This is a genomic window from Aliidiomarina iranensis (genome assembly GCF_003987135.1).
GTDB classification, from domain to species: Bacteria; Pseudomonadota; Gammaproteobacteria; order Enterobacterales; family Alteromonadaceae; genus Aliidiomarina; species Aliidiomarina iranensis.
This window is the reverse complement of the sequence record NZ_PIPJ01000001.1, coordinates 47,243-70,383: the sequence shown is the minus strand read 5'-3', so window position 1 is coordinate 70,383 and position 23,141 is coordinate 47,243. Positions and strand designations below refer to the sequence as shown.

Here is a 23,141-nt window from a genome sequence, read left to right as displayed (position 1 = left end):
GCTCAGGTTGCTGAGTGAGTCGGTATACATACCCTCGGGAGTTACGTTTGTTAACTCCCGCAGACTTTCAAAACGTCTTCAATAATCCTCCTGTAAAAGCTGTAAGTAACGAATTCACGTTTCTTGCCAAGCCTAATCAACGGGAACATCCGCGTATGGGTGTTACAGTTAGCAAGAAAAACGCTAAACGCGCCGTTGATCGTAACCGCATTAAAAGAATAATCCGTGAATCCTACCGTTTAAAGCAGCATAAACTCGTTGGCTTTGATATTATCGTTATCGCTAAACCTGGGGTGATGAAATTAGATAACCATGCCCTCAGAGAGTTATTGGATTATTTATGGCGAAAATTAGGCAAACGCTGCAATCAATACTTGTTAAAGTAATGGTGGCTTTAATTCGAGTTTACCAGTTGGTAATAAGCCCACTGCTAGGCCCGCGTTGTCGGTTTTATCCAACTTGCTCAGAATATACTAAAGATGCTTTGAAGCTTCACGGTGTAGGCAAAGGCAGCTGGCTCGCTATAAAACGAATTAGTAAGTGTCATCCGGGGAATCCCGGTGGTTTTGATCCGGTTCCCGGTTCGCAAAGCGATACCGAACACCAAGAAACACAACGAGAGAAGAAGTAACTATGGATTCGCAACGTACAATTCTGGTTATTGCCCTTTTGGTTCTATCATTTTTTATGTTCCAACAATGGCAACTCAAGGGCGTTAACACCCCAGGTATCGATGCTACAAGCACACCTGAAGTAGCTCAGCCTGCTGCTAATAACGATGTACCGCAAGCAACAGGCGATATTCCCGTAGCCACCAACAACGATACACCTACTACTGAAACAACGGCTATAGAAGGTGATTCTATCGTAGTTTCAACCGATGTTTTACGTGTAGAAATTAGCTTGCGTGGCGGTGATTTAATTAAATCAGAACTGCTTCAACATGCCGAAACTTTGGGCGAAGAAGCACGTTACACTATTTTATACCAGCGGCCGGGCAACCTGCACATCGCTCAAAGTGGTTTAATTGGCCCTGATGGCGTTGATAACGCGGAAACACGCCCAGTATTCAGCGCTCAACAGCGCACTTATGAAATGCGCGGTGATACCCTTGTAGTTCCGCTCGTTTACCAGCAAGAAGATGGCACTCAAGTAACCAAAACCTATTCATTTCGGCGCGGTGATTACGCCATCAACGTTGATTATCAGATCGTAAACAACAGCGATCGTGCAAAAACGATGAGCATGTATGGCCAACTCAAGCAAACCATGCTCGATGGCGGCCGTGATAGCATGTTCATGCCAACATACCGCGGTGCCGCATATTCGGCCGAAAGTAACCGCTACAAAAAATATAGCTTCGCCGATATTCAAGATAGTGCATTAAGCAACAATACCCCAGCTGGCTGGGTAGCCATGCTAGAGCATTACTTTGTAACCGCCTGGGTTCCAGATCAAGAAGCTACCAACCGCCTTTACACCAACAATAATGCGCTTGGCGAAGGCATGATTGGTTTTATTGGGCCTGCACATACGGTAGCACCCGGTGAAACGTTAGAGTTAGGTGGCGCCCTTTACATGGGCCCGAAGAACCAAGCACGCTTAAAAGAGTTGGCTGAACACTTGAACTTAACCGTTGATTACGGCTTCTTGTGGTGGCTTGCACAGCCGATTTACTGGCTGCTTTCGTTGCTGCAAAGCGTTGTGATTAACTGGGGCTTAGCAATTATTTTGGTAACTGTGATTATCAAATCAATTCTTTACCCGCTTACCAAAGCACAATACGTATCTATGGCGAAAATGCGTAAAATCGCGCCAAAAATGAAAGAGATGCGCGAGCGCTTTGGCGACGACCGGCAGAAAATGTCGGCCGCCATGATGAAGATGTACAAAGAAGAAAAAGTGAACCCACTTGGTGGTTGTTTGCCAATGTTGCTGCAATTACCTATCTTCTTAGCACTTTATTGGGTATTACTCGAAAGCCCTGAAATTCGCCATGCCGATTTCATGCTTTGGATAAACGATTTATCGAGCCGCGACCCATACTTTATCCTGCCACTATTGATGGGCGGCAGTATGTGGTTAATGCAGCGCTTGCAACCAACGCCGGTAACTGACCCTATGCAGCAGAAGATTCTGCAGTTTATGCCAATTATCTTCACGGTATTCTTCCTGTTCTTCCCTGCAGGCTTGGTACTTTACTGGTTAGTGAGTAACTTGATTTCGATTACACAAATGACATGGATTTATCGCCAAATCGAAAAACAAGACGAGAAGAAGAGTAAAGCAAAAGCGCGATAATCTTCACTTGCGCCGCTATTGCTCAGCCACTGCTGCAACAAAATAAGTGGCAACAAAAAAGAACTAAACGCTCGGCAACGGGCGTTTCTAAACCACCAAGCGGCTGTTCTCGGCCTTGGTGGTTTTTTATCACCTTCGTTTTGGCGAACCTGAGCGCTCAACTAAGCCCTAATGAATACTCTGATTTTGTCGGCTTTTTGCTCTATGATATGCCTATATATTTCGTTTCTACCTGTTCGAGGCTCATATGACCCACTCGGCTTTTGATAAAAGCGCCAGCCAAAACCTTGCCGAACCCACATTAAATCACGATAGCGATACTATCGTTGCGCAAGCCACACCACCGGGTAAAGGTGGGGTTGGTATAGTGCGTGTGAGCGGCCCTGCGAGCAAAGCTATTGCCCAGCTCATTCTGGGCTACTGCCCAAAGCCTCGCTCGGCCGATTACACAGCGTTTAAAAACGGTGCCGGCGAACTCCTTGATCAAGGTATTGCACTGTTTTTCCAAGGCCCGAATTCGTTTACCGGTGAAGATGTATTAGAACTACAAGGCCACGGCGGCCCAGTGGTCATTGATATGCTGATCAAGGCGATTCTTGCCAGCAATCAAGCTCGCCTTGCCCGCCCCGGCGAATTTAGTGAACGGGCCTTTATGAACGATAAGCTCGATTTAGCCCAGGCAGAGGCGATTGCCGATTTAATTGATACTACATCAGAACAAGCGGCCCGTATGGCGCTACAAAGCTTACAGGGCGAATTCTCCCATAAAATCGACCAACTGGTAGATGCCGTTATCCATCTTCGTATCTACGTAGAAGCCGCCATTGATTTTCCCGATGAAGAAGTTGATTTTTTAAGCGATGGCAAAGTAGCCGCTGATTTAAACGCCATTATCTCGGCATTAGATAACGTTGAAACGCAGGCAAAACAAGGTTCGTTATTACGTGAAGGTATGCGTGTGGTAATTGCTGGCCGGCCTAATGCGGGTAAATCCAGCTTATTGAATGTACTTGCGGGCCGTGAATCGGCCATTGTTACCGATATCGCCGGCACCACGCGCGATGTTCTGCGCGAGCACATTCAAATCGATGGCATGCCCTTGCACATAATTGATACCGCAGGTTTACGAGAAAGCCCTGATAAAGTGGAACAAATTGGTATTGAGCGCGCTTGGGCGGAAATTGAGCAAGCTGATCGAGTTTTATTCATGGTGGATAGCACCGAAACCAACGCCGTGCACCCAGATGATATCTGGCCCGAATTCTTTGCTCGATTGCCCGAGCATTTGCCCTTCAGCGTAATTCGCAACAAAGTAGATTTAACCGCGGAAACCACCGGTTTTTCCGAAATAAATGGTATTCCCGTGGTGTCTTTATGTGCCTCTACGGGTGAAGGCATTGAGTATTTGCGGGACCACTTAAAATCCTGCATGGGCTTCAACGACAAAATGGAAGGCGGCTTTATGGCGCGCCGCCGCCACCTTGAAGCAATCGCCCGGGCAAAAACACACCTGCTCTCCGGCCAAGAGCAACTTGAGGTTTATCAAGCTGGTGAGCTACTCGCTGAGGAACTGCGGCTAGTGCAGCACCACCTCAACGAAATCACCGGCGCTTTTACCTCCGATGATTTACTCGGGAAGATATTTAGCAGCTTCTGTATTGGTAAATGAATTCCTGCTCTGTTTAATTTACCTTTACTTGCTCTGTATTTCCCAAACTGTGCTTTCTGTTCGTGCTTGCACATCGCCTCGAAAGAGTGCCTCTGCGGTTGCACCAGGGGCCAGGTAGGTGCCGGAATTGCGTACCTGAACTTGATATTGAATGGTAGTAACGCCGGCAGGGATGTAATGTTGTGATAAGGCGATTTGCTGCCCCTCAACTTCTTGATAGCACCGATAGCACGGAGAATCCTTAGCCCAAAATCCGCTCTGATTGGCGTACCAACCGCCGGGAATAAAATCACGAACAACCACATCTGAGAGTGCCATGGGGGCTGTTAACCGCAAGGTTACGCGAATGACATCGCCGAGAGCTACGGGCGTATCGGCCGTTAATGGCTGCCAAGCGTTCTCGCCATTTTCCGCGCGCTGCAAAATTTCGTAATTACGCTGCAAACTTAAACTTTGCGCCAGCTCAGGTAAGCTCTGATAATCCGCTTTATAACGCGCAAACATTGGCGCTGCCCCGGATGAGTTTTCAATTTGCCAACGGCCCAACCCCAAACTTTTCGCAGCTACTGGCTGCTCGCCGTTACTGCTGGAATAGATATCAGCATGAGTATCAGCATTCACAGTGATTTCAGGCTTTGCCGATTCAGTCTCCTGAGATCCCGCCCCTGCATGCAACGCTAACAAACAAAAACCATTACTGTATGCATCGCCGAAATCACCCCGCTCGCGCTGCATTGCGAGTAAATTTAAGCTTTCCTGCTGATAACTCAGGTTTGCTGAGCTTATTCCCAAAGAATGACCTGCCGAACGCTGGTAAGAAAGCCCATGTAAACTTAAACAACGCTCCAGATTGCTCGTGAACATAGTTCCGGCTTGGCTTTGATAGTTATTACTTGCAATCTCCGCCACTAAACTATCAATAATCGGTTCGGCCTCGGCATAATCGCTCAAGCTTGCGAGATAGAGTAAGCGTGCTTGCGAATCAGCACCTACCCTTAGGTGTTCTGCAAGCGCCTGATAATCGGCGTAGTTAATATCAGCGGTATCTGTTAAGGCCCACAACGCCAAAGCTCGGGCATTCAAATTACTTGAGGTTTCTAAAATTTGAGTTAACTCATTGGTGATATTAAATTGCTGTAGGATTCGATCGGCATATTCCTGATAACGCTGATCCTGAAACCTCTGTAACAGCAAAATACTGTAGGCTGTTAGCCAATCATCAAAGGTAATATCATAGTTTGGAAAGGTTTGAAAACGCCGGCCAAAGTACCCAAAGGGTTCGGCAAGCAATTTCCCTACAAGTGCTTCATCGCCATCCTCTACGTGCGCTTCCGGCATCATCGCTAACAATAAAGCGGCATTTAATCGCTGCTGCCAAGATCGAACCCTGTTCTGCAGCATCTGCTCGCGAAGTAAGTGCCAATCCAATGCAAGCTCACCTTCTAATTGATAAAATTCTACCTCATCAATGCCATCCGGTTGTTGCCAACTAAAGGTATTCGCCCCTTCTGGAAAAATACGTTGTTGCGCAAAGATGTGCTCCGGCCTAACCGATAACGCAACTGTTCGCGCTTGTTCACTGCCTTGGTGCGAAACGATTACCTGATGGCGGCCAACGGTTAGGCCCGGTAGCTTAATTGTTTGCCTCTGTGATTCGTTAGGCTCAAGCTGAAACGAAACCACCTCAAGTAATTCATGATTAAGCTTCACAACCACCGATTCAATAACGCGCTGATCACTAGAGCGGTTTGTGGCACTAAGGGCTAACTGCAATTCATCGCCCTCGAAGCTATCTTCTGCCGCCTCCACACTAAATTCAAAAGGTGCCTGAACGGATACTGATTCATTTAGCACGTAGCGCTCATCTGCTGTGGCCGCTACCGCAACAAGGCGCCAGCCTGTTGGCCTTGGTGGTAGATTGAATTCAACGTTTTCCTCCTCGCCCGCCGTTAGCTGAATCGGCTTTTGCCACAGAACAAGCTGCTCAGCCTCTACTTTATGCTCGCCAAGATAGAGGCCCATACCAGGCTGCATGGGTGAGGCAGAACGGCGACGAATCTGGGCAACGCTTTCTTCATCAAGAAATAAACCACTGTAAAAACCTTGTGGCTCAGGCGGGATCGAAACACTCCGGTGATTTGAGAAATAACTAAACGCCGATTGCCATTCCCTGGCATCATCACTCTGAATCTGCTTCTTTGTTGGGATTTCCGCTAAATTCCCAACAACTAAACCTTCATCTACAAACCAAAGTTGCACTTCGGCATCTTGTTCGCTGTAAAAACGCACATGAAGCGGCTCGCCTACGGTTAAAACATCACTATGGCTGCGCATATCGAGCTGCAACCGTTGTTGTGTTTTCCTGATGTTCACTGCATCACTCGTAAATTTTATAGCGCCTGCTTCCATATAAGCGAGCGCCACCTCTACCGCCGCCCCCCAGCTTTCTATAACAGGTATTGGAATCGAGTTTTCACCGGGTGCCAACGCGATCCATTCTTTATGCTCAAGTTTATCGCTGTAAACCAGAAGTAACGCCGAACGTGCCGTGGGTGAATTTACGCTAACCGTATTGTTGCCTGCACTTATGTTCTCAATGCCTAAGTTCTCTGTTTCTACGTTCTCTGTTTCTAAGTTCTGTGCATCTTCGTTCGCCGGCAAAACACTGCCCGGAGCAACAAAAAAAGCATCGGGAAGATCAAGGGTTGGCCGCTGCAACTGCTCAATCTCGATACGCCGTAGGATTCGTTCAAAAACCGCCTCAGCTACTCGAACCTTCAATAAAAAATCTTTACCCTCTGGAAGCTCGCATCTAGCACTGCCGTTCTCGCCCTCACAGGCGTTTAATAAATTATTTTCATTATCTAACTCATAAAACTCTGCCACAAAATCGTTACTGGCCCACTGCCCTTCAGCATTAATCAGGCGAACTTCAACATCACTATCAGCACGCCGAATAAGCCCTGGATACGCGGGTAAACCATAAATTACCTGGCTATCACTTTTTACAACCGGCTCGCCGCTAACCGTTCCGATACTAACCTCCCAGCGCAAATAACCTTGTGTGTTTGGCGATAACTGCGGAACGATCGCAGCAAACCCTTGTGTTTCAGCCGCTTCAGCATTCTCTCGAGCAGTTAGGGTAAATTCACCGTTATTCGCCGTTTGCAGTAACACCCGATGCTCGAAATCATACTCGGTATTGGCTTCTTCTAACGAAAATCCATAATCCAACGATTCTGGCCAGCCGGATTGTTGTGGAATGTACTTCGATGAATCAAATTCAAAGGTGATATCCACCGCTTGATTGGACATTGCCGCAGTGGATATCCGCTGTAATTCACCACGTAAAAACCACCAATCAGTATTTTCCAGTTGCAACTCGGCTTGCATTGAAAGATCGAGTTCCGGCGCTATAAATTTGGTTAGTTCAATTGATTCCGAGTCAATCAGCTTGCCTTGATAGCTCACACGGAACCAATATGAGCCTGCCGCCATATCCTCAGTAAATTGAACAGCACCGGAGGCTAACCCCTGAGTGCTAATAGCGCTCACCGTAACCGGATAAACCTGATTGTCTGAGCGCATCGAAACTTCGAGTTCTTCGCTATCGAGCTTCTCACCATAGCGATTTCGCAACTCGATTAAAAAATGTAGCGTATCGTGATAACGCACATGCTTCTGTGCCGGTATCAAGCTCCCGGTCACCTGGGCGAACTCGAATCTTGCACCGCGTAAAGTAAGCGCTATGCTCGCATGCTTCTCGCTACTGTGTTCCGGCGATGCTGCTGTTGCCCACAACCAGCACTCTAAATCTTCCTCCAACGGCCATTGCGGCGCACTTACTAAAACACCATCGGCGCCGGTAACACCCAATAACGCAGGCTCGCTCTCGCCGGCACATACTTGGTAAATAGCTACGTTCGGAAGAGCTGCGCCAGCTAAATCCCAGGTGAAAATGGTCCATTCCGAGGCATATAAAACGTCCAATAAAAAACTATCGCGCTGTATAAAGCCAGGCTTCTTCGGCAAAGCGCTTGGCCCTTCCACATATAACACACCAGATGGTCCAAGCAGCTCATCGAGCGGTAACTGATGGAGGTTGCCATTGCTCTGCTCATCCAATTGCCATTCAAACGGTGTAAGGTTAAAAGAATTACTCAGAAATTTAGCTAGCTCATTTGCCGAAGTAAGCGCCTGCACTTGTAATTGAATCGGATCGGAATAGCGAATACTTGCTTGCGCCGGTTGATCATCGGTAAGACGCAAAACCGTTTGAAAAGGATTATCGAAAAATTCATTTAATTGCTGCCAAGCGGGCCACCAATCTGAGGGGAAATCACGTGTTTTTACTTTGATTACACCCTGAGTTGGCGCTTCTATTTGAATGCTCGGCTGCTCCTCATTATTAGCCCTCGGCTTTGCGCTTGATTCCGCGTTCATACCATTTGCAAAATGAGCTAGCCAAATCCCATTCAAATCAATTTCATAATTCGTATCGGGAAGCGGTAAAAACGTAACCACGAACAAAGATTCTTCGCCATCATTATAGCTATCTAAAGGGTAAGCCGGGGCTGATAACCAAGGATATTCATGCAATAAACGGCCAACACTAGTTCCCCAGGTTTTCTGCGTTGGGAAAGTATGGCTAAACCGCATTTCCACGCCAGCAGATGGACACTCCGCTACATATTCTTCTGCATCATCCAATATCCAGGCTTGCTGTTCAGAATCATGACTGACACACCGATAACCCAGCCACCGCAACTGGTTGTATATCCGCGCTTTATGGATTATCAAGGTTTCTGGGAGCGGTTGATTGGTACCGGGCAGCAAACTTCCTGCTGGTATTTGCAGTTGATAGAGGCCTGCATCCGGCAACGTTAATTGCGTTCTCCAAGATAAATAACCATCATCTATTTCAATTTCGCCGTTTATCGGCAGCAGCTCTCCATTTGGGCGTTTTAGCTCAATAAGCTCGGTTACCGTTGTGCTAAATTCTGCTAAAACATCTCTCGTGTCATCGAGGGGGTATGCATAACCCCAACCCTCGATCTGGCGCTCATTTAAATCGGTATTGAAGGTTATACTCACGTTGTCGTTGAAAATGTCTGCCAAAGATTCCGGCGCTGGGGTGGTAACGGTAAACCGATAATTCGCTCCCAAGGGCTGATTTATGGTGGCAAATTCAGCGCTAATCAATACCCTAAATTCGGAACTTAACGGTAAAGGTTTTTCGAGTTCGCACGCTAAGGTTTTTGTATTTAAAAACCGCCAAGCGCAGCCTGGGAAGTGTTCGCCCTCAAAGTGAATAGCGGCAACCTGCTCCCTTCTTGGTAAAGCGCCAGCAATCGCAATCTGCTCGGAAAATTGAAATCGCAACTGCCGAACATCTTTCCCGCTGGCATCGTTCTGCGTGAAGATAACATCGTTATTTTCACTTGCATTCGATGCTGTACTTGCGGTTGCAGAGGGGGTATTTTCAAGCGTAGGGCTGCACGCTGATAACCAGCCGGTTACCCAGAAAGCCATAAGCAAAGACACTATACCAGTGCGCAGATTTGGCAGGTTCGCAACCAGCGAAGATAGCCCTTGGTTTGAAAGTATCGGCCGCAACATAAAATTCCTTTTTCACTCTAATGAGAGTTTTTACTATAGCAACATTTACGCTCGCTTCAGCATAAATTTGCTACACTAATAAACAAACAAAATAATATTCCAGCGCCCGTGAAGAGGCCCTCAATGACAACTAGCGAACAAACAGCTTTTCCCGTAGCGGCAGATACTCACGGAAAAGAAGCAACAATAGCGCCTGATTCACAGCATCACACTCTGGTTGTGGAAGGCGGCGCTATGCGCGGCATTTTTGCCGCTGGTGTGCTCGATGCTTTCATTGAGGCGAATTTCTATCCCTTTGATTCAGTAATTGGTGTTTCCGCGGGTTCTACTAATTCTATTGGCTACCTTGCCGGAAATCACAAGCGTTCTTACCGTGTGATTACCGAGTATGCTCGGCGCGATGAATTTATGAATATCCGCCGCTATCTCAAAGGCGGGCATTTTTGCGATGTGAATTGGCTTTGGCATACGTCCTTTGAAGAGGTGCCACTGAACATATCGCAGTTTCTGCAGCGGAACATTCCGCTTACGGTAGTAACCACCAGTATTGTTACCGGCAAGGCTTGTTACTACTTGGTGGATGAAGAAAACATGAACCTGCTGTTCCCTGCCTCGTGCGCCATGCCGGTGGTATTTCGAGAATTTCCACCTATCGACGATGAACCTATGACCGATGGCGGCTTAGCCGATTCTATTCCGGTTATTTACGCCTACGAACAGGGCGCGCGCAATATAACGGTATTGTTATCTCAGCCCCTAGGCTTTAAGAAGAAAGAAGCACGCTTTCCAAGTTTGCTGAAACCTTTGTTTACTGAACACCCTGCGCTGTTTGAAGCGGTTACTAAGCGTAATGATCAATATAATCGCGCGCTCGATTTCATTGCCGAACCGCCTGAAGATTTACAATTAAATATCATTGCGCCACCTTCGAATTTTCCAGTGAGCCGTTTCACTATGGATCTGGACTCGTTGAATATGGGCTATAACCAAGGCCTGAACGCCGGTTCTCGGTTTATTTCTGAATCATTGGTTCGCCATCATACTCATCCTTAAGCGATTCTATTTTGTGCTATTATGCCGAAAAGGCTATGGTAGCTGCGCAAATATTAAGGGTTACCCTAAATTCTAAACACCTATAACAAAAACGAGAAAATATTATGGGCCTCATTTTTAAATTAATCGCCGGTATTGTTGTTGGTAGCTTTATTGGGCTGTATGCACCGCATTGGGTTACGCAATTATTACTTACCTTCAAAGTAATGTTTGGCCAACTCCTCTTCTTTACTATTCCACTTTTGATTCTATTTTTTATCACCAGTGGTATTGCTAGCTTGCCGAATAACTCTGGCAAATTACTCGGAAGAACCTTGGGTATTGCCTACTTATCAACGATTATCGCCGGCGTTGTTGCTTTTTTCGCCGCCGCATTAATTGTACCCATGCTCGCCACCGAAAACACCGATGTGGCCGGCATTACCGGTGTAGTGCTAGAACCTTTTATTGAGCTTGAGATTCCGCCTGTATTTGGGGTGATGACAGCGCTCACGCTTGCGTTTATTTTAGGTTTGGGAATTGCTGCCACCGGTGCGCAAACCTTAAAGGCGTTATCGGATCAGGGCCGCGATATCATTGAGCTATTGCTAGTGAAAATTATCATTCCTTTATTGCCGTTTTACATTGCCGGTGTATTTGCGGAAATGGCTGCCGCCGGTTCGGTATTTGAAACCTTGAAAACCTTTGGCGTGATTTTGGTTCTAGCCGTAGCCCTACATTGGCTCTATATCGTTACCATGTTTGTACTAGCGGGTATCAAAGCGGGCGCTTCACCTGTGAAGCTGATTAAGAATATGTTGCCCGCATACTTCACCGCCTTGGGCACCATGTCGAGTGCTGCTACCATTCCAGTAACGCTGCAATGTGCAAAAAATAATAACGTTGATGACGACGTTGCCAACTTCACGATTCCGCTCTGCGCTACCACGCACTTGGCCGGCTCCACGATTACCATTGTGAGCTGCACAGTAGCCGTTATGGTGCTCCATGGTTCGTTGGCCATTCCTTCGTTTATCACCATCTTCCCATTCATTTTGATGCTGGGCATCGTAATGCTCGCGGCTCCGGGTGTTCCTGGGGGTGCCGTGATGTCGGCCGTTGGCCTGCTTGGCTCTATGCTTGGCTTCGGTGAAACGGCGATCGCCCTGATGATTGCGCTGTATATGGCCCAAGATAGCTTCGGAACCGCATGTAATGTTACCGGCGATGGCGCCATAGCGCTTTTCGTAAACGAAGCTGCTCCGGAAACGAAGCCCGGCGATAATGAGCCAAGTTGATATCCATAAAGCTACAGTTATAAACCACCCTCCTTTCCCCTGGGGGGTGGTTTTAACCTATGCCTTTTGAAATTCGCCAGCTCAGTTGGCATAAACGGCGCAAGCCCGGAAATGAGCCAAAACCTGTGGCGGTGGCGGTTCCTGATTTCAAAAAAGAAGCTAATCACATGTGCGAAATCACCGTTACTTTTGATTCCGGTGAAATAATGCAAATGATGGGGCGGGTTTTGCAGAATCCTATCACCGGCGCATGGTCGGTAAATGGTTTGAATACTACCGGGCAATCAGTGTTTGCTCGGTATATTGATGAATAGTAACTATTTGAAAAGTTAGTAAGCGCTAACTTTTATCTTCTAATTCCTCTGGTACATGTATTTTAGGCTTATCATAGCGTTTTCGAATCCAATTAATGCTCCGCAATACGCCGCGTTGTTTAAGAAGCCAGCGCTCTAATCGAAACTTCCCCGGAAAATCAGATACCACAACCGCCACAATAAGGGTGAGTAACCCTTGCCCCGGTAACACCAGCATTAGCACCCCTGCTATAAACAAAATGAAAGCAACAAAATTCCGTAGAATATACAGCACAATTCTTGGGATACTCCATGTGCGCGGCCGGCGCTTATTCACGAAGTAATCAGCTGGCATTTTTACGATTAAAAACGGAATAATCAGCATAGAGGCGAGCACCATTAGTACACTCACGCTGGCAATTATGGGTAAATATGGCTCCATTACGGCGTAAATTGGTGCAACTATCTGAATCATTTTTTGCACTATTGCTGCATCTGCAAGGGGTGTTTCCACTCAATTTTTCCCGTTAAGTTTCTGTAAAAGATTTAAGGTGCGTTTATTCAAGCTAACTGGGTTCACACTAACAAAGTTCAACAGAAAAGAACTCAAGGTATTCGAAGTAAATATATTTGGCCTCAACAACTAAAGCAAAAAAAAGCCGCTGCACATTACTGCAACGGCCTTTCCTCTCACACGCTTTCCATGTTGCTTTTACTTATGGCGTAAATAACGCCTAGCGCAGCAACAACAATGGCACCTTAGTGCTACTCAATAACTTATTCGTATGGCTACCTACGAAAAATTCCCGAATTCGTGAATGCCCGTAAGCGCCCATCACAATTACATCCATACTGTGTTCATCGGCATACTGCAGCAGGCTATCTTCCACATCACCAGCAACAAGCGCTGTTGTTACCGAAAAGCCTTCAGCGCTCAGTTTCGCAGCAGCACTATCAAGCTGTGCTTGATGATCATGCGTTTGTGCCGCAACCATTACCACATGAACCGGGATTCCCTTAAACAATGGGCTACCTGCCACCATTTCAACCGCTTTTTTGGCCGTTGTGCTGTGGTCGTAAGCAATCATAATCTGTTTTGGTTCCTGGAATTTTCCGGTTACCACCCAAGTAGGGCGATGCAAGGCGCGAATAACCCGTTCAACCTGATGGCCAATGTGCTGGCCAATACCATTACCACGCTTGCCTTGGCGGCCAATCACTAATAAGCGAATCTCATCTTCAATATCCACTAAGGTATCAACCAAATCACCATGGCGTTGGCGTAATAAAGGCTCAATGTCCATGCCTGCAAGATGCTCTTGCGCCGCATCAAGAAACGCATGGCCCTGCTGGCGTGATAGTTTCGCGCGCTTTTCTTCTAACTCAGTAATTTCTGCAAGTAAACGCTGGCGCTCGTCCATACCAATGTTGCCACTAAAATCAGCTTCATCAGAGCTACGTACATCATCAAGAACATTTAAAAGTACCAACGAGTTATTTAAGCGCTTCGCCGACCAAGCCGCATAATCCGCAACGGTATCGCTAAGGGCCGAGCCATCAATACAAGCAACTGTATGTGTTGTCATTTCATTATCCTCGTGTTCTTAATGGCCCATTAAGCGGTCGATGGCATCGGGTTTATCAGATACACCAAATTTATCCACCACGGTTGCGGTGGCTTTATTCATACCTTCTACGATAACCTCCGCACCTTCACGGCGGAATTTCAAAACAACCTTATCAAGGGCCGCTACCGCAGTGATATCCCAAAAATGCGCTCGTTCTAAATCAATCGTTACCTTATCAAGCGATTCTTGGAAATCAAAGGAATCGACAAACTTCTCTGAGGAACTAAAAAACACCTGCCCCACAACTGAATAAGTTCGGTGATTGCCATCTTTGGAAATCGTAGAAGCAATGTACATATAGTTGCCAACTTTTGCGGCGAAAAACAAGGCCGCGAGTAATACGCCAACAAACACACCTAGAGCTAAATTATGAGTAGCCACCACTACAATCACCGTAGCCACCATAACAATGTTAGTGCTCAACGGGTGCTCTTTCATATCTTTGATCGATGACCAGCTAAAGGTACCAATGGATACCATGATCATGACACCAACAAGGGCGGCCATTGGTATTTGCCGAACCCAATCAGATAAGAACACTACCATTAAAATCAAGGCAACCCCGGCTACAAACATCGATAACCGGCCACGCCCCCCAGATTTAATGTTAATTACTGATTGCCCGATCATTGCGCAACCTGCCATACCGCCCATTAAACCGGCACCGATATTGGCAATACCCTGGCCACGGCATTCTTTATTTCGATCTGATTTAGTATCGGTTAAATCATCTACTATGGTTTGCGTCATCATGGATTCCAACAAACCAACGATGGCGAGCGGAAACGCATAGGGCAACACAATCATTAAGGTTTCTAAATTCAACGGAACATTTGGCCACAGAAATACGGGTAAGCTATCGGGTAGTTCACCCATATCGCCCACAGTGCGAATATCGATGCCCATGTACATCACAAAAGCCGTTATCAGCACTATGGCGATAAGGGGCGATGGCACAGCTTTGGTGATATAAGGTAAGCCATAGATAATCACCAGTGCCGCTGCGGTAAGTGCATATACGTGCCAAGTAACGTTCGTTAACTCAGGTAGCTGTGCCATAAAAATCAAGATAGCAAGCGCGTTCACGAAACCCGTTACTACCGAGCGCGATACAAAGCGCATTAAACTACCAAGCTTCAGTACGCCAAATATTAATTGAATTAGGCCAGTAAGGAGGGTGGCAATTAATAGATACTCAAGGCCATGATCACGAACTAACGTAACCATAAGTAAGGCCATAGCCCCGGTAGCTGCGGATATCTGCCCCGGCCGGCCACCGATAAACGCCATAATTACGCAGATACAGAAAGACGCATATAAACCTACTTTTGGATCTACACCGGCAATAATCGAAAAAGCAATGGCTTCTGGAATCAATGCAAGTGCAACCACTAAACCGGCTAAAATATCGCCCCGAATGTTACCAAACCATTCTTTTTGCCATGTTTGACGCATGTTTTTTTCCTATACCCAATGTAGAATAAAGCCAATGCTTAGCATTGCCGGTTGTTCCCATGCCCTTTACATCGCAATGCCTAATTTACGCTAGTAAAAAAGCCAATGGATAGACACAAATAGTGTAGTTGTTGTTTTTTCATACAACAACGTACTCGGCGCTAGCCCTATCAAAAGCGGCGTTTCCGCTTCATTTTAGGTACCGCCAAGTTCTTTTATTTAAAAAAACAGGTGTTTTAGGCTCTAGCTGTAAATAAATCGCTATAACTTGTTATCAACGGAACAAAAATCAGCGATTTTGAGCCATTATCTCCAAGAGTAGGAGTAAAAAGAGGCGGCATGATAAGTAGAAATTGGCTAGTATTCAAGCACTTTTATATGAATATTTTGTTGAGTTCTAAGCTTTAACCGTGATTTTTCAACGAACATTCTCTTTACCGAACACTTTTTTACAGATGAGTGTTTTTCTCCTAAATATATTACTGCTATTCATTTAAATACAGCGCTCATAGCAAAGGGTTATTTATGCACTTTCATATTCTTATTGGTACAACATCCGGCAATACCGAATATCTAGCGGATGCGCTAAACGAGCAGCTAACAGCACTAGGCCACTCAGCAACACTTCACGATGAGCCAGTGTATTCAGAAGTGATGGCCGATAGCACAACACCGAGTTATTGGCTGTTCTGTATCGCTACCCATGGTGCTGGCGAATATGCCGAGAGTATTCTTGATTTTATGGAGGCGCTTGCCAGCAAGCAACCAAACTTAGCCCATGTTAAAGCTGCCATTATTGCCGTGGGAGATTCAAGCTACGATACCTTTTGTAAAGCAGGCGATGATGCCGAAGCACTTATTTTAGAATTAAATGCGCGTTTGATCGCGCCCACTTTACAGATCGATATGTTCAACGAGCTTGATCCAGAAGGCAGTGCGGTGCAGTGGCTTGATCAATGGATTTCTTCGATCAGTGAATAAGTTTTAATTTTTTATCCACGCTCCTAAGCAACATGTATAAAGCAAATTAAAATATTACTCAGATCATATCCACAACATATGCGAATGGTTATACAAAATTTTCAAAAGCTGGGGATAACCTATGATCTTTCTTGTGATCGGATCCGGGGATAGATCTGGGGATAACTTCCATTGTGTATAAGCCTTGATTTATCCCACTGGTTACCCTCAGATTAGATCGCTGTTTATGCACACAAAACCATTTATCCTAAGATCATGATCTCTATGTAATAAACAAGGATACCCACAGAATTTCACTGAGCTAATAATAAGAATAATAAAAAAGATCTAAAAGAATATAGATCTATATATTACCAAACAGGCCTTACCTAAAGACCGAAAAATATCAAATTGCAAACACCCCTCGTTCGCTAGTAAGCCAAGTGAATTTCAATTCACACCCAAACATTTTTTCAAACCAAAAACTACGTAAAGACACCCTCTAAAAGCATTTTTCCAAACCGTTAAAAGTGCTACACTATTCGGCTTAGTGATCCTTTTAATGATCGCGATTCACGATCGTTATTGAAATCACACACTAATTTTTTGATCCGAGGTTAAGATCTACATGGCAACAGAAGCGCATTACGATGTAATCGTTATTGGTGGTGGACACGCAGGAACCGAGGCAGCCCTTGCTGCAGCTCGAATGCAAAAACGTACACTGCTCATCACCCATAACATTGATACGCTTGGTCAAATGTCGTGTAACCCGGCTATTGGTGGCATTGGGAAAGGCCACTTAGTAAAAGAAATTGATGCTCTTGGCGGTATTATGGGCCGAGCAGCTGATCATGCTGGTATTCAATTTCGAACACTAAATGGTTCTAAGGGGCCCGCTGTACGAGCTACACGCGCTCAAGCCGACCGCGCGCTCTACAAAGCCTATATTCGCCACGCCTTAGAAGAACAACCAAACTTGCAAATATTCCAACAAGCTGCTGACGATCTCATCGTTACTGAAACTGGTTTAGGCCCGAAAGTTACTGGTGTTGTTACCCAAATGGGGCTTAAGTTTCATGCAAAAACTGTGGTATTAACCACTGGAACATTTTTAGGTGGCCAAATTCACATTGGGTTATCGAATTACAGTGGTGGCCGAGCAGGTGATCCACCCTCGAATGCATTAGCAAAACGCTTACGTGAATTGCCCCTACGTGTTGATCGTTTAAAAACCGGCACACCACCACGCATCGATGCAAAAACCGTTGATTTTTCGGTTATGCAAGAACAGCCTGGTGATGATCCACGGCCAGTAATTTCTTATATTGGTAGCCGCGATGATCACCCCAAGCAAATTAGTTGTTACATCACCCATACCAATTTAGAAACCCACGATATAATCAAAAGCGGATTAGATCGTTCGCCCATGTATTCGGGCGTAATCGAAGGAATTGGGCCACGTTATTGCCCTTCAATTGAAGATAAGGTGGTGCGTTTTGCTGATAAAAATTCCCATCAAATTTTTGTTGAGCCGGAAGGTTTGAATACTAACGAGCTATATCCAAACGGTATTTCCACCAGTTTACCATTCGATGTTCAGCAAGCTTTGGTTCGCTCCATTCGTGGGTTTGAAAATGCGCATATTACCCGGCCCGGTTATGCCATTGAATATGATTTCTTTGATCCACGGGATCTCAAACAATCATTGGAAACGAAATACATCCAAGGTTTATATTTTGCCGGCCAAATTAACGGCACAACGGGTTATGAAGAAGCAGCAGCCCAAGGCTTGATTGCGGGTGTTAACGCAGCACTGGCAGTAGATGGTAAAGATTCTTGGTGTCCGCGCCGTGATGAAGCTTATACAGGCGTGCTAATCGATGATTTGGCCACCTTAGGCACGAAAGAACCCTATCGTATGTTTACTTCCCGTGCCGAATATCGATTATTGCTGCGTGAAGATAATGCCGATCTGCGCTTAACGGCGAAAGGCCGAGAACTCGGGTTGGTGGATGATCACCGCTGGGAATTATTCAACACTAAATTAGAATCGGTAGAGCTTGAGAAACAACGCTTACGCTCAACCTGGTTGCACAAAGATCATGTTGCGGTTGATGCGGTGAATCCATTATTGAAAACACCGATTAGCAAAGAAGCGAGCTTAGAAGAATTATTGCGCCGCCCTGAAGTTACTTATCAGGCGCTAACGAGTATTCCAAGTTTAGGCCCGGGATTAACCGATCCACTGGCGGCTGATCAGGTTGAGATTCAGGTGAAATACGCCGGTTACATTAAGCGCCAAGAAGATGAAATTGCTAAAACCTTGCGCCATGAAAACACGAAATTACCACCGGAATTCGATTACAGTACGATTTCAGGCCTTTCTAATGAAGTAATTGCGAAGCTTACTGAGCATCGCCCAGAAACCATTGGCCAAGCCATGCGTATTTCCGGAATTACGCCGGCGGCGGTTTCGATGCTACTGGTTCATTTGAAAAAACAGGGGTTATTGCGCAAATCTGCGTAAGCCAAGTACAAGGATTGCACATTCATGAGTAAGGCAGCCCCGTTTCCGGAAACCCACTTAGCCAAGCGTTTACACGAATTACTAGCCACTACAGAATTAAGTGTTACTTCCGAGCAAGAACAGCAATTGATGCAGCTTTTAGCCATGCTGCACAAATGGAACAAAGCGTATAATCTTACTTCAGTTCGTGATCCGGCTGAGATGCTAATCCGGCATATTCTCGATAGTGTGGTGGTAAGCCCATATTTGCACGGTAAAATGGTGATTGATGTGGGCACCGGCCCCGGTTTGCCGGGTTTACCGTTAGCGATTTGTAATCCAGATAAACAATTTGTATTGCTTGATAGCCTTGGAAAACGTATTACTTTCATTCGCCAAGTTGTGCATGAGTTAAAATTAACCAACGTAACCCCTGTGCTTGCTCGCGTTCAAGATTACCAAGCGCCGCAGGAAATTGGTGGTTTTGATACGGTTTTAAGCCGCGCATTTGCATCACTTGCAGATATGTTGAGCTGGTGTCATCATTTGCCTTCAGCTTCGGGTCGTTTTATCGCCCTGAAAGGCCAACCTACAGAAGAAGAATTATCAACGGTTGCGGCACCCTATAGCATTCATGGCATTCATCAGTTGTTCGTTCCAGAGTTAGATGCCGCACGCCACGTAGTTGATATTCGCCAAGAATAATAAAATAAGCCGAGGAAGATTCGTGGGTAAAGTTATTGCAATTGCTAATCAAAAAGGTGGTGTGGGCAAAACCACCACAGCTGTGAACTTAGCGGCATCAATGGCGGCTACTCGGCGAAAAGTATTGCTTATCGATCTTGATCCGCAAGGTAATGCCACTATGGCAAGCGGTGTTGATAAATACGATGTGCCGGCCACCATGTACGATCTATTAGTCGATGAAAAAGCAGCTGCGAACGTAATTCAAACCGAAACCAGCGGTGGTTATCACTTGCTGGCTGCCAATGGTGATTTAACCGCAGCCGAAATCAAATTAATGGAAGTATTTGCTCGTGAAACACGCTTGCGCCGGGCGCTAGAGCCAGTTCGCGATTATTACGATTTTATTTTTATCGATTGCCCTCCCTCACTGAATTTACTTACGGTTAACGCAATGGCCGCCGCCGATTCAGTGTTAGTGCCAATGCAATGCGAATATTATGCGTTAGAGGGTTTAACCGCGCTTATCGATACCATTGAACAACTCGCATCGGTGGTGAATCCTGGGCTCTATATCGAAGGCCTGTTGCGCACCATGTATACCTCGCATATTCGCCTTTCCATTGATGTATCGGAACAACTCAAAAGCCATTTCGGCGATAAAGTTTATCGTACCGTAATTCCAAGAAATGTGCGTTTAGCCGAAGCGCCTAGTTTTGGCACTCCGATTATGTACTACGATAAATCATCTACTGGCTCAAAAGCCTATTTAGCACTGGCCGGTGAAGTAATTCGCCGTGCTGAATTGGCCGCGAACGCGCAGAAGGAAGCATAACCATGTCAGCAAAGAAACGTGGATTAGGACGCGGCTTAGATGCCCTACTTACGAATAGCGCGAATGCCGCAGCAAGGCATCAAGCGCAAACCGAAGAAACGCAGTTAAATTTAGAAAAAGGTGAGCTGCGGAAATTGCCAGTTGAATTTCTCCGCCCTGGAAAATATCAGCCGCGTAAAGATATGGCGCCCGAAGCCCTTGAAGATTTAGCCAATTCAGTAAAAGCGCAGGGCATTATTCAACCCATTGTGGTTCGGCCTTTAGCTGAGAATAGTTATGAAATTATTGCCGGTGAACGCCGCTGGCGCGCTGCCCAAATAGCACAGCTTGATACCGTACCCTGCATCATTAAAGATGTGCCCGATGAAGCAGCCGTTGCCATTGCTTTAATTGAAAACATTCAGCGGGAAGATTTAAATGCAATGGAAGAAGCCATGGCATTGCATCGATTGCAGGAAGAATTTGAGCTTACCCAGCAGAATGTTGCCGATGCCGTAGGCAAATCACGCACTACGGTTGCGAATTTACTTCGCCTTATGCAATTAAACAGCGATGTAAAAATCCTCTTAGAACGCGGTGATATTGAACTTGGCCATGCCAAAGTTTTACTTGGTGTTGAGGGTGAACTGCAAAGTGAACTAGCGCGTATCATTAGCGCCAAAGCTATGACAGTGCGGGAATCTGAGCGGTTGATTAATCGCGCTTTGAACCCGAGTAAACAGGAAGAAAAGAAACCTGATGCAGATGTGCAACAACTGGAAAACTCATTAAGTGAGCGTTTAGGTGCAAAAGTGGCCATTAGCCATAACCGTAAGGGCAAGGGTAAATTAGTGATTAACTATTCAAGCCTTGATGAACTTGATGGTATTTTGGCGCATATAAAATAGTAAAAGTTGAACCTAGCCTATTTTACTTTTTGTGCGCTAGATTTTGGATTTAACTAGAAATTTTTATTCATACTTTGGGTTAGTTTAACATTTGTAATAATCATTTGTGATATGCGTATTGATGAGAACCATCCGGTTAAGTTGCAATTTCATCCGAAAACTTTATAATCTGCGCAGCATTTATCGGGTATCGGTTTAAATGCTTTTTTTGTAGGAAAAATGCACGATTTCGGCGCTGTTGTAACATTGGAATTACATTTCGCCATTGCTGTGGCCGCAAATAAAGCAAATAACGATAAAATATCTCGAATAACAGGTAATAGTGAATGGCCAGCCGTAATAGCAGAAGCATGATGCATGGTGGCCGCCGATTAGCGGTTCGATTATTACAGTTGCAGGCAATAATTGCCGCCATAATAATCGCCGGTTTTGGTTTTATAATGGGAACTCAGGCACTGCCCACAGCATTCGCTGGCGCCATGATTGGCCTAATCCCAAATATCGCATTTGCCGCGATCGCGTTCCGACACGGAGGCGCTCGCGCAGCACCCCAAGTGGTGAATAATTTTTATGCTGGTGAAGCTGCCAAAATGGCACTTACGTTAATTTTATTTGTGTTGGCATTTGTTTTTCTTAACGGCCCTTGGTTTCCTCTTTTTGCCGTTTTTATCGCCATCACGTTAACGCACTGGCTAGCACCGATTTTACACTTTAAATCTAACTAAATTGGGTTATTAATCATGGCTGCAAACGGAAATATGACTCCAACCGAGTACATTTCGCACCATTTAGATCCTCTACAAGTAGGCTCCGGGTTTTGGACCTTCAACGTAGATTCTCTAGGTATTGCGATTGTTCTAGGTATCTTCTTTATTAGCCTTTTTGCGTACGTTGGCAAAAAAGCCACTTCAGGTGTACCAGGCAAGCTTCAGTGCTTTATCGAAATGGTTGTTGAATTCGTTGATAACTCAGTAAAAGAAACGTTTCATGCGAAAAGCCGTTTAATTGCACCTTTAGCACTCACTATTTTCGTTTGGGTATTCTTAATGAATGCCATGAAGCTAATTCCAGTAGATTTTGTACCAATTCTTGCAGGTTTAGTTGGCTTAACCTTCGCCAGCAGTTCATCCAAAGGCTATGTTGGTGAAGATGCAGGTATTTTCGAGCGCGCTATGGATCACCCATGGAGCTACATGAAAGCTGCGCCAACTACCGATTTAAACACCACATTGGCACTCGCTATTGGTGTATTTTTACTCATTATCTTCTACTCCGTTAAACACAAAGGTTTAGGTGGTTTCATTAAAGAACTAACTTTAAATCCGTTTAACCATTGGGCTTTGATTCCATTTAACTTGGTTCTTGAATTAGTAACCTTGATTGCAAAACCAATTTCGTTGTCATTGCGTTTGTTCGGTAACCTTTATGCCGGTGAGCTGATATTTATTCTAATCGCAATGATTGGCCTGTGGCAGTTGCCACTGCACTTCGCATGGGCTGTATTCCATATTTTGGTTATCGTCTTGCAAGCGTTTATCTTCATGATGCTCACTATCGTGTATCTGAGTATGGCAAGCGAGAAGCACTAAAATTAGGGCCTTACTAAGGCCCATTTAAAACAGAGTTTTTTACACTTTTATTTTAACTTTACTTTTAACTTTAACTATCTGAAAAACTGGAGAAAACAATGGAAACTGTAGTTTCGTTTACAATCTTAGCCGTAGCTATCATCATCGGTTTAGCAGCTCTTGGTACAGCGATTGGCTTCGCTATCATGGGTGGTAAATTCCTAGAAGCAACAGCGCGTCAGCCTGAAATGGCTTCTCAATTACAAACGAAGATGTTTATTTTGGCAGGTCTTATCGATGCGATCTCTATGATCGGCGTTGGTGTGTCTCTGTTCTTCGTATTTGCAAACCCATTTGTTGGTTTACTGGGTTAATTGAGCATCGACGGTCACCAACATAGAGG

At 45.5% G+C, this 23,141-nt stretch carries 19 protein-coding genes; 15 read left to right on the top strand and 4 right to left on the bottom strand.

Features of this window, described 5'->3' with window-relative positions; translation table 11 throughout:
- The first annotated feature begins 14 nt into the window (after positions 1–14).
- From rnpA to mnmE, 4 genes are all read left to right on the top strand, one after another.
- A complete protein-coding gene (gene rnpA / locus CWE08_RS00315; protein WP_126764676.1) occupies positions 15–386 on the top strand; it encodes a ribonuclease P protein component in 372 nt (123 codons plus the stop codon).
- Entirely contained in the window at positions 350–631 is a 282-nt protein-coding gene (gene yidD / locus CWE08_RS00310; RefSeq protein WP_476723709.1) for a membrane protein insertion efficiency factor YidD, read from the top strand. The genes rnpA and yidD overlap by 37 nt, the downstream gene beginning before the upstream one ends.
- Positions 632–633: 2 nt before the next feature.
- Positions 634–2,301 carry a membrane protein insertase YidC gene (gene yidC, locus CWE08_RS00305; protein ID WP_126764674.1) on the top strand — a complete coding sequence of 556 codons (1,668 nt, stop codon included), beginning with the start codon at positions 634–636 and terminating at the stop codon, positions 2,299–2,301.
- 247 nt (positions 2,302–2,548) lie between these two features.
- Positions 2,549–3,970: a tRNA uridine-5-carboxymethylaminomethyl(34) synthesis GTPase MnmE gene (gene mnmE, locus CWE08_RS00300; protein ID WP_126764673.1), complete on the top strand. Its 1,422-nt coding sequence runs from the start codon at positions 2,549–2,551 to the stop codon at positions 3,968–3,970.
- A 24-nt stretch (positions 3,971–3,994) separates the two neighbouring features.
- On the opposite strand, the gene CWE08_RS00295 is transcribed toward mnmE, so the two are convergent.
- A complete protein-coding gene (locus CWE08_RS00295) occupies positions 3,995–9,589 on the bottom strand; it encodes an alpha-2-macroglobulin family protein (RefSeq protein WP_126764672.1) in 5,595 nt (1,864 codons plus the stop codon).
- A 123-nt stretch (positions 9,590–9,712) separates the two neighbouring features.
- Here CWE08_RS00295 and CWE08_RS00290 point away from each other — a divergent pair, with 123 nt between their 5' ends.
- From CWE08_RS00290 to CWE08_RS00280, 3 genes are all read left to right on the top strand, one after another.
- A complete protein-coding gene (locus CWE08_RS00290) occupies positions 9,713–10,642 on the top strand; it encodes a patatin-like phospholipase family protein (RefSeq protein WP_126764671.1) in 930 nt (309 codons plus the stop codon).
- Between the two features lie 104 nt (positions 10,643–10,746).
- Positions 10,747–11,919, top strand: a complete 1,173-nt coding sequence (locus CWE08_RS00285) for a dicarboxylate/amino acid:cation symporter (protein WP_126764670.1) — start codon at positions 10,747–10,749, stop codon at positions 11,917–11,919.
- A 59-nt stretch (positions 11,920–11,978) separates the two neighbouring features.
- A complete protein-coding gene (locus CWE08_RS00280; RefSeq protein ID WP_126764669.1) occupies positions 11,979–12,233 on the top strand; it encodes a hypothetical protein in 255 nt (84 codons plus the stop codon).
- 25 nt (positions 12,234–12,258) lie between these two features.
- Here CWE08_RS00280 and CWE08_RS00275 read toward each other — a convergent pair whose 3' ends face one another.
- The 3 genes from CWE08_RS00275 to CWE08_RS00265 form a co-directional block, all read right to left on the bottom strand.
- Positions 12,259–12,726 carry a hypothetical protein gene (locus tag CWE08_RS00275; protein ID WP_241973792.1) on the bottom strand — a complete coding sequence of 156 codons (468 nt, stop codon included), beginning with the start codon at positions 12,724–12,726 and terminating at the stop codon, positions 12,259–12,261.
- Between the two features lie 220 nt (positions 12,727–12,946).
- The gene (locus CWE08_RS00270; RefSeq protein ID WP_126764668.1) at positions 12,947–13,798 is read right to left on the bottom strand and encodes a universal stress protein; all 852 of its coding nucleotides are present in this window, start codon (positions 13,796–13,798) and stop codon (positions 12,947–12,949) included.
- A gap of 18 nt (positions 13,799–13,816) precedes the next feature.
- Positions 13,817–15,295, bottom strand: coding sequence for a SulP family inorganic anion transporter (locus tag CWE08_RS00265; protein WP_126764667.1), 1,479 nt, complete (start codon positions 15,293–15,295; stop codon positions 13,817–13,819).
- A gap of 525 nt (positions 15,296–15,820) precedes the next feature.
- Between CWE08_RS00265 and CWE08_RS00260 the strand changes: the two genes are divergently transcribed.
- From CWE08_RS00260 to atpE, 8 genes are all read left to right on the top strand, one after another.
- The gene (locus CWE08_RS00260) at positions 15,821–16,276 is read left to right on the top strand and encodes a flavodoxin domain-containing protein (RefSeq protein ID WP_126764666.1); all 456 of its coding nucleotides are present in this window, start codon (positions 15,821–15,823) and stop codon (positions 16,274–16,276) included.
- A gap of 607 nt (positions 16,277–16,883) precedes the next feature.
- Entirely contained in the window at positions 16,884–18,785 is a 1,902-nt protein-coding gene (gene mnmG / locus CWE08_RS00255) for a tRNA uridine-5-carboxymethylaminomethyl(34) synthesis enzyme MnmG (RefSeq protein WP_420837064.1), read from the top strand.
- Positions 18,786–18,809: 24 nt separating this feature from the next.
- Positions 18,810–19,469, top strand: a complete 660-nt coding sequence (rsmG, locus tag CWE08_RS00250; RefSeq protein WP_126764664.1) for a 16S rRNA (guanine(527)-N(7))-methyltransferase RsmG — start codon at positions 18,810–18,812, stop codon at positions 19,467–19,469.
- A gap of 22 nt (positions 19,470–19,491) precedes the next feature.
- On the top strand, positions 19,492–20,283 hold the full coding sequence (locus CWE08_RS00245; RefSeq protein WP_126764663.1) for a ParA family protein: 792 nt from the start codon (positions 19,492–19,494) through the stop codon (positions 20,281–20,283).
- 2 nt (positions 20,284–20,285) lie between these two features.
- On the top strand, positions 20,286–21,170 hold the full coding sequence (locus CWE08_RS00240) for a ParB/RepB/Spo0J family partition protein (protein ID WP_126764662.1): 885 nt from the start codon (positions 20,286–20,288) through the stop codon (positions 21,168–21,170).
- Between the two features lie 326 nt (positions 21,171–21,496).
- Positions 21,497–21,895 (top strand): ATP synthase subunit I, encoded by a 399-nt coding sequence (locus CWE08_RS00235; protein ID WP_126764661.1) that lies wholly within the window; start codon positions 21,497–21,499, stop codon positions 21,893–21,895.
- A gap of 15 nt (positions 21,896–21,910) precedes the next feature.
- Complete coding sequence (gene atpB / locus CWE08_RS00230; RefSeq protein WP_126764660.1) at positions 21,911–22,759, top strand: F0F1 ATP synthase subunit A; 849 nt, start codon at positions 21,911–21,913, stop codon at positions 22,757–22,759.
- A 98-nt stretch (positions 22,760–22,857) separates the two neighbouring features.
- On the top strand, positions 22,858–23,112 hold the full coding sequence (gene atpE / locus CWE08_RS00225; protein WP_007419545.1) for a F0F1 ATP synthase subunit C: 255 nt from the start codon (positions 22,858–22,860) through the stop codon (positions 23,110–23,112).
- Positions 23,113–23,141 lie beyond the last annotated feature (29 nt).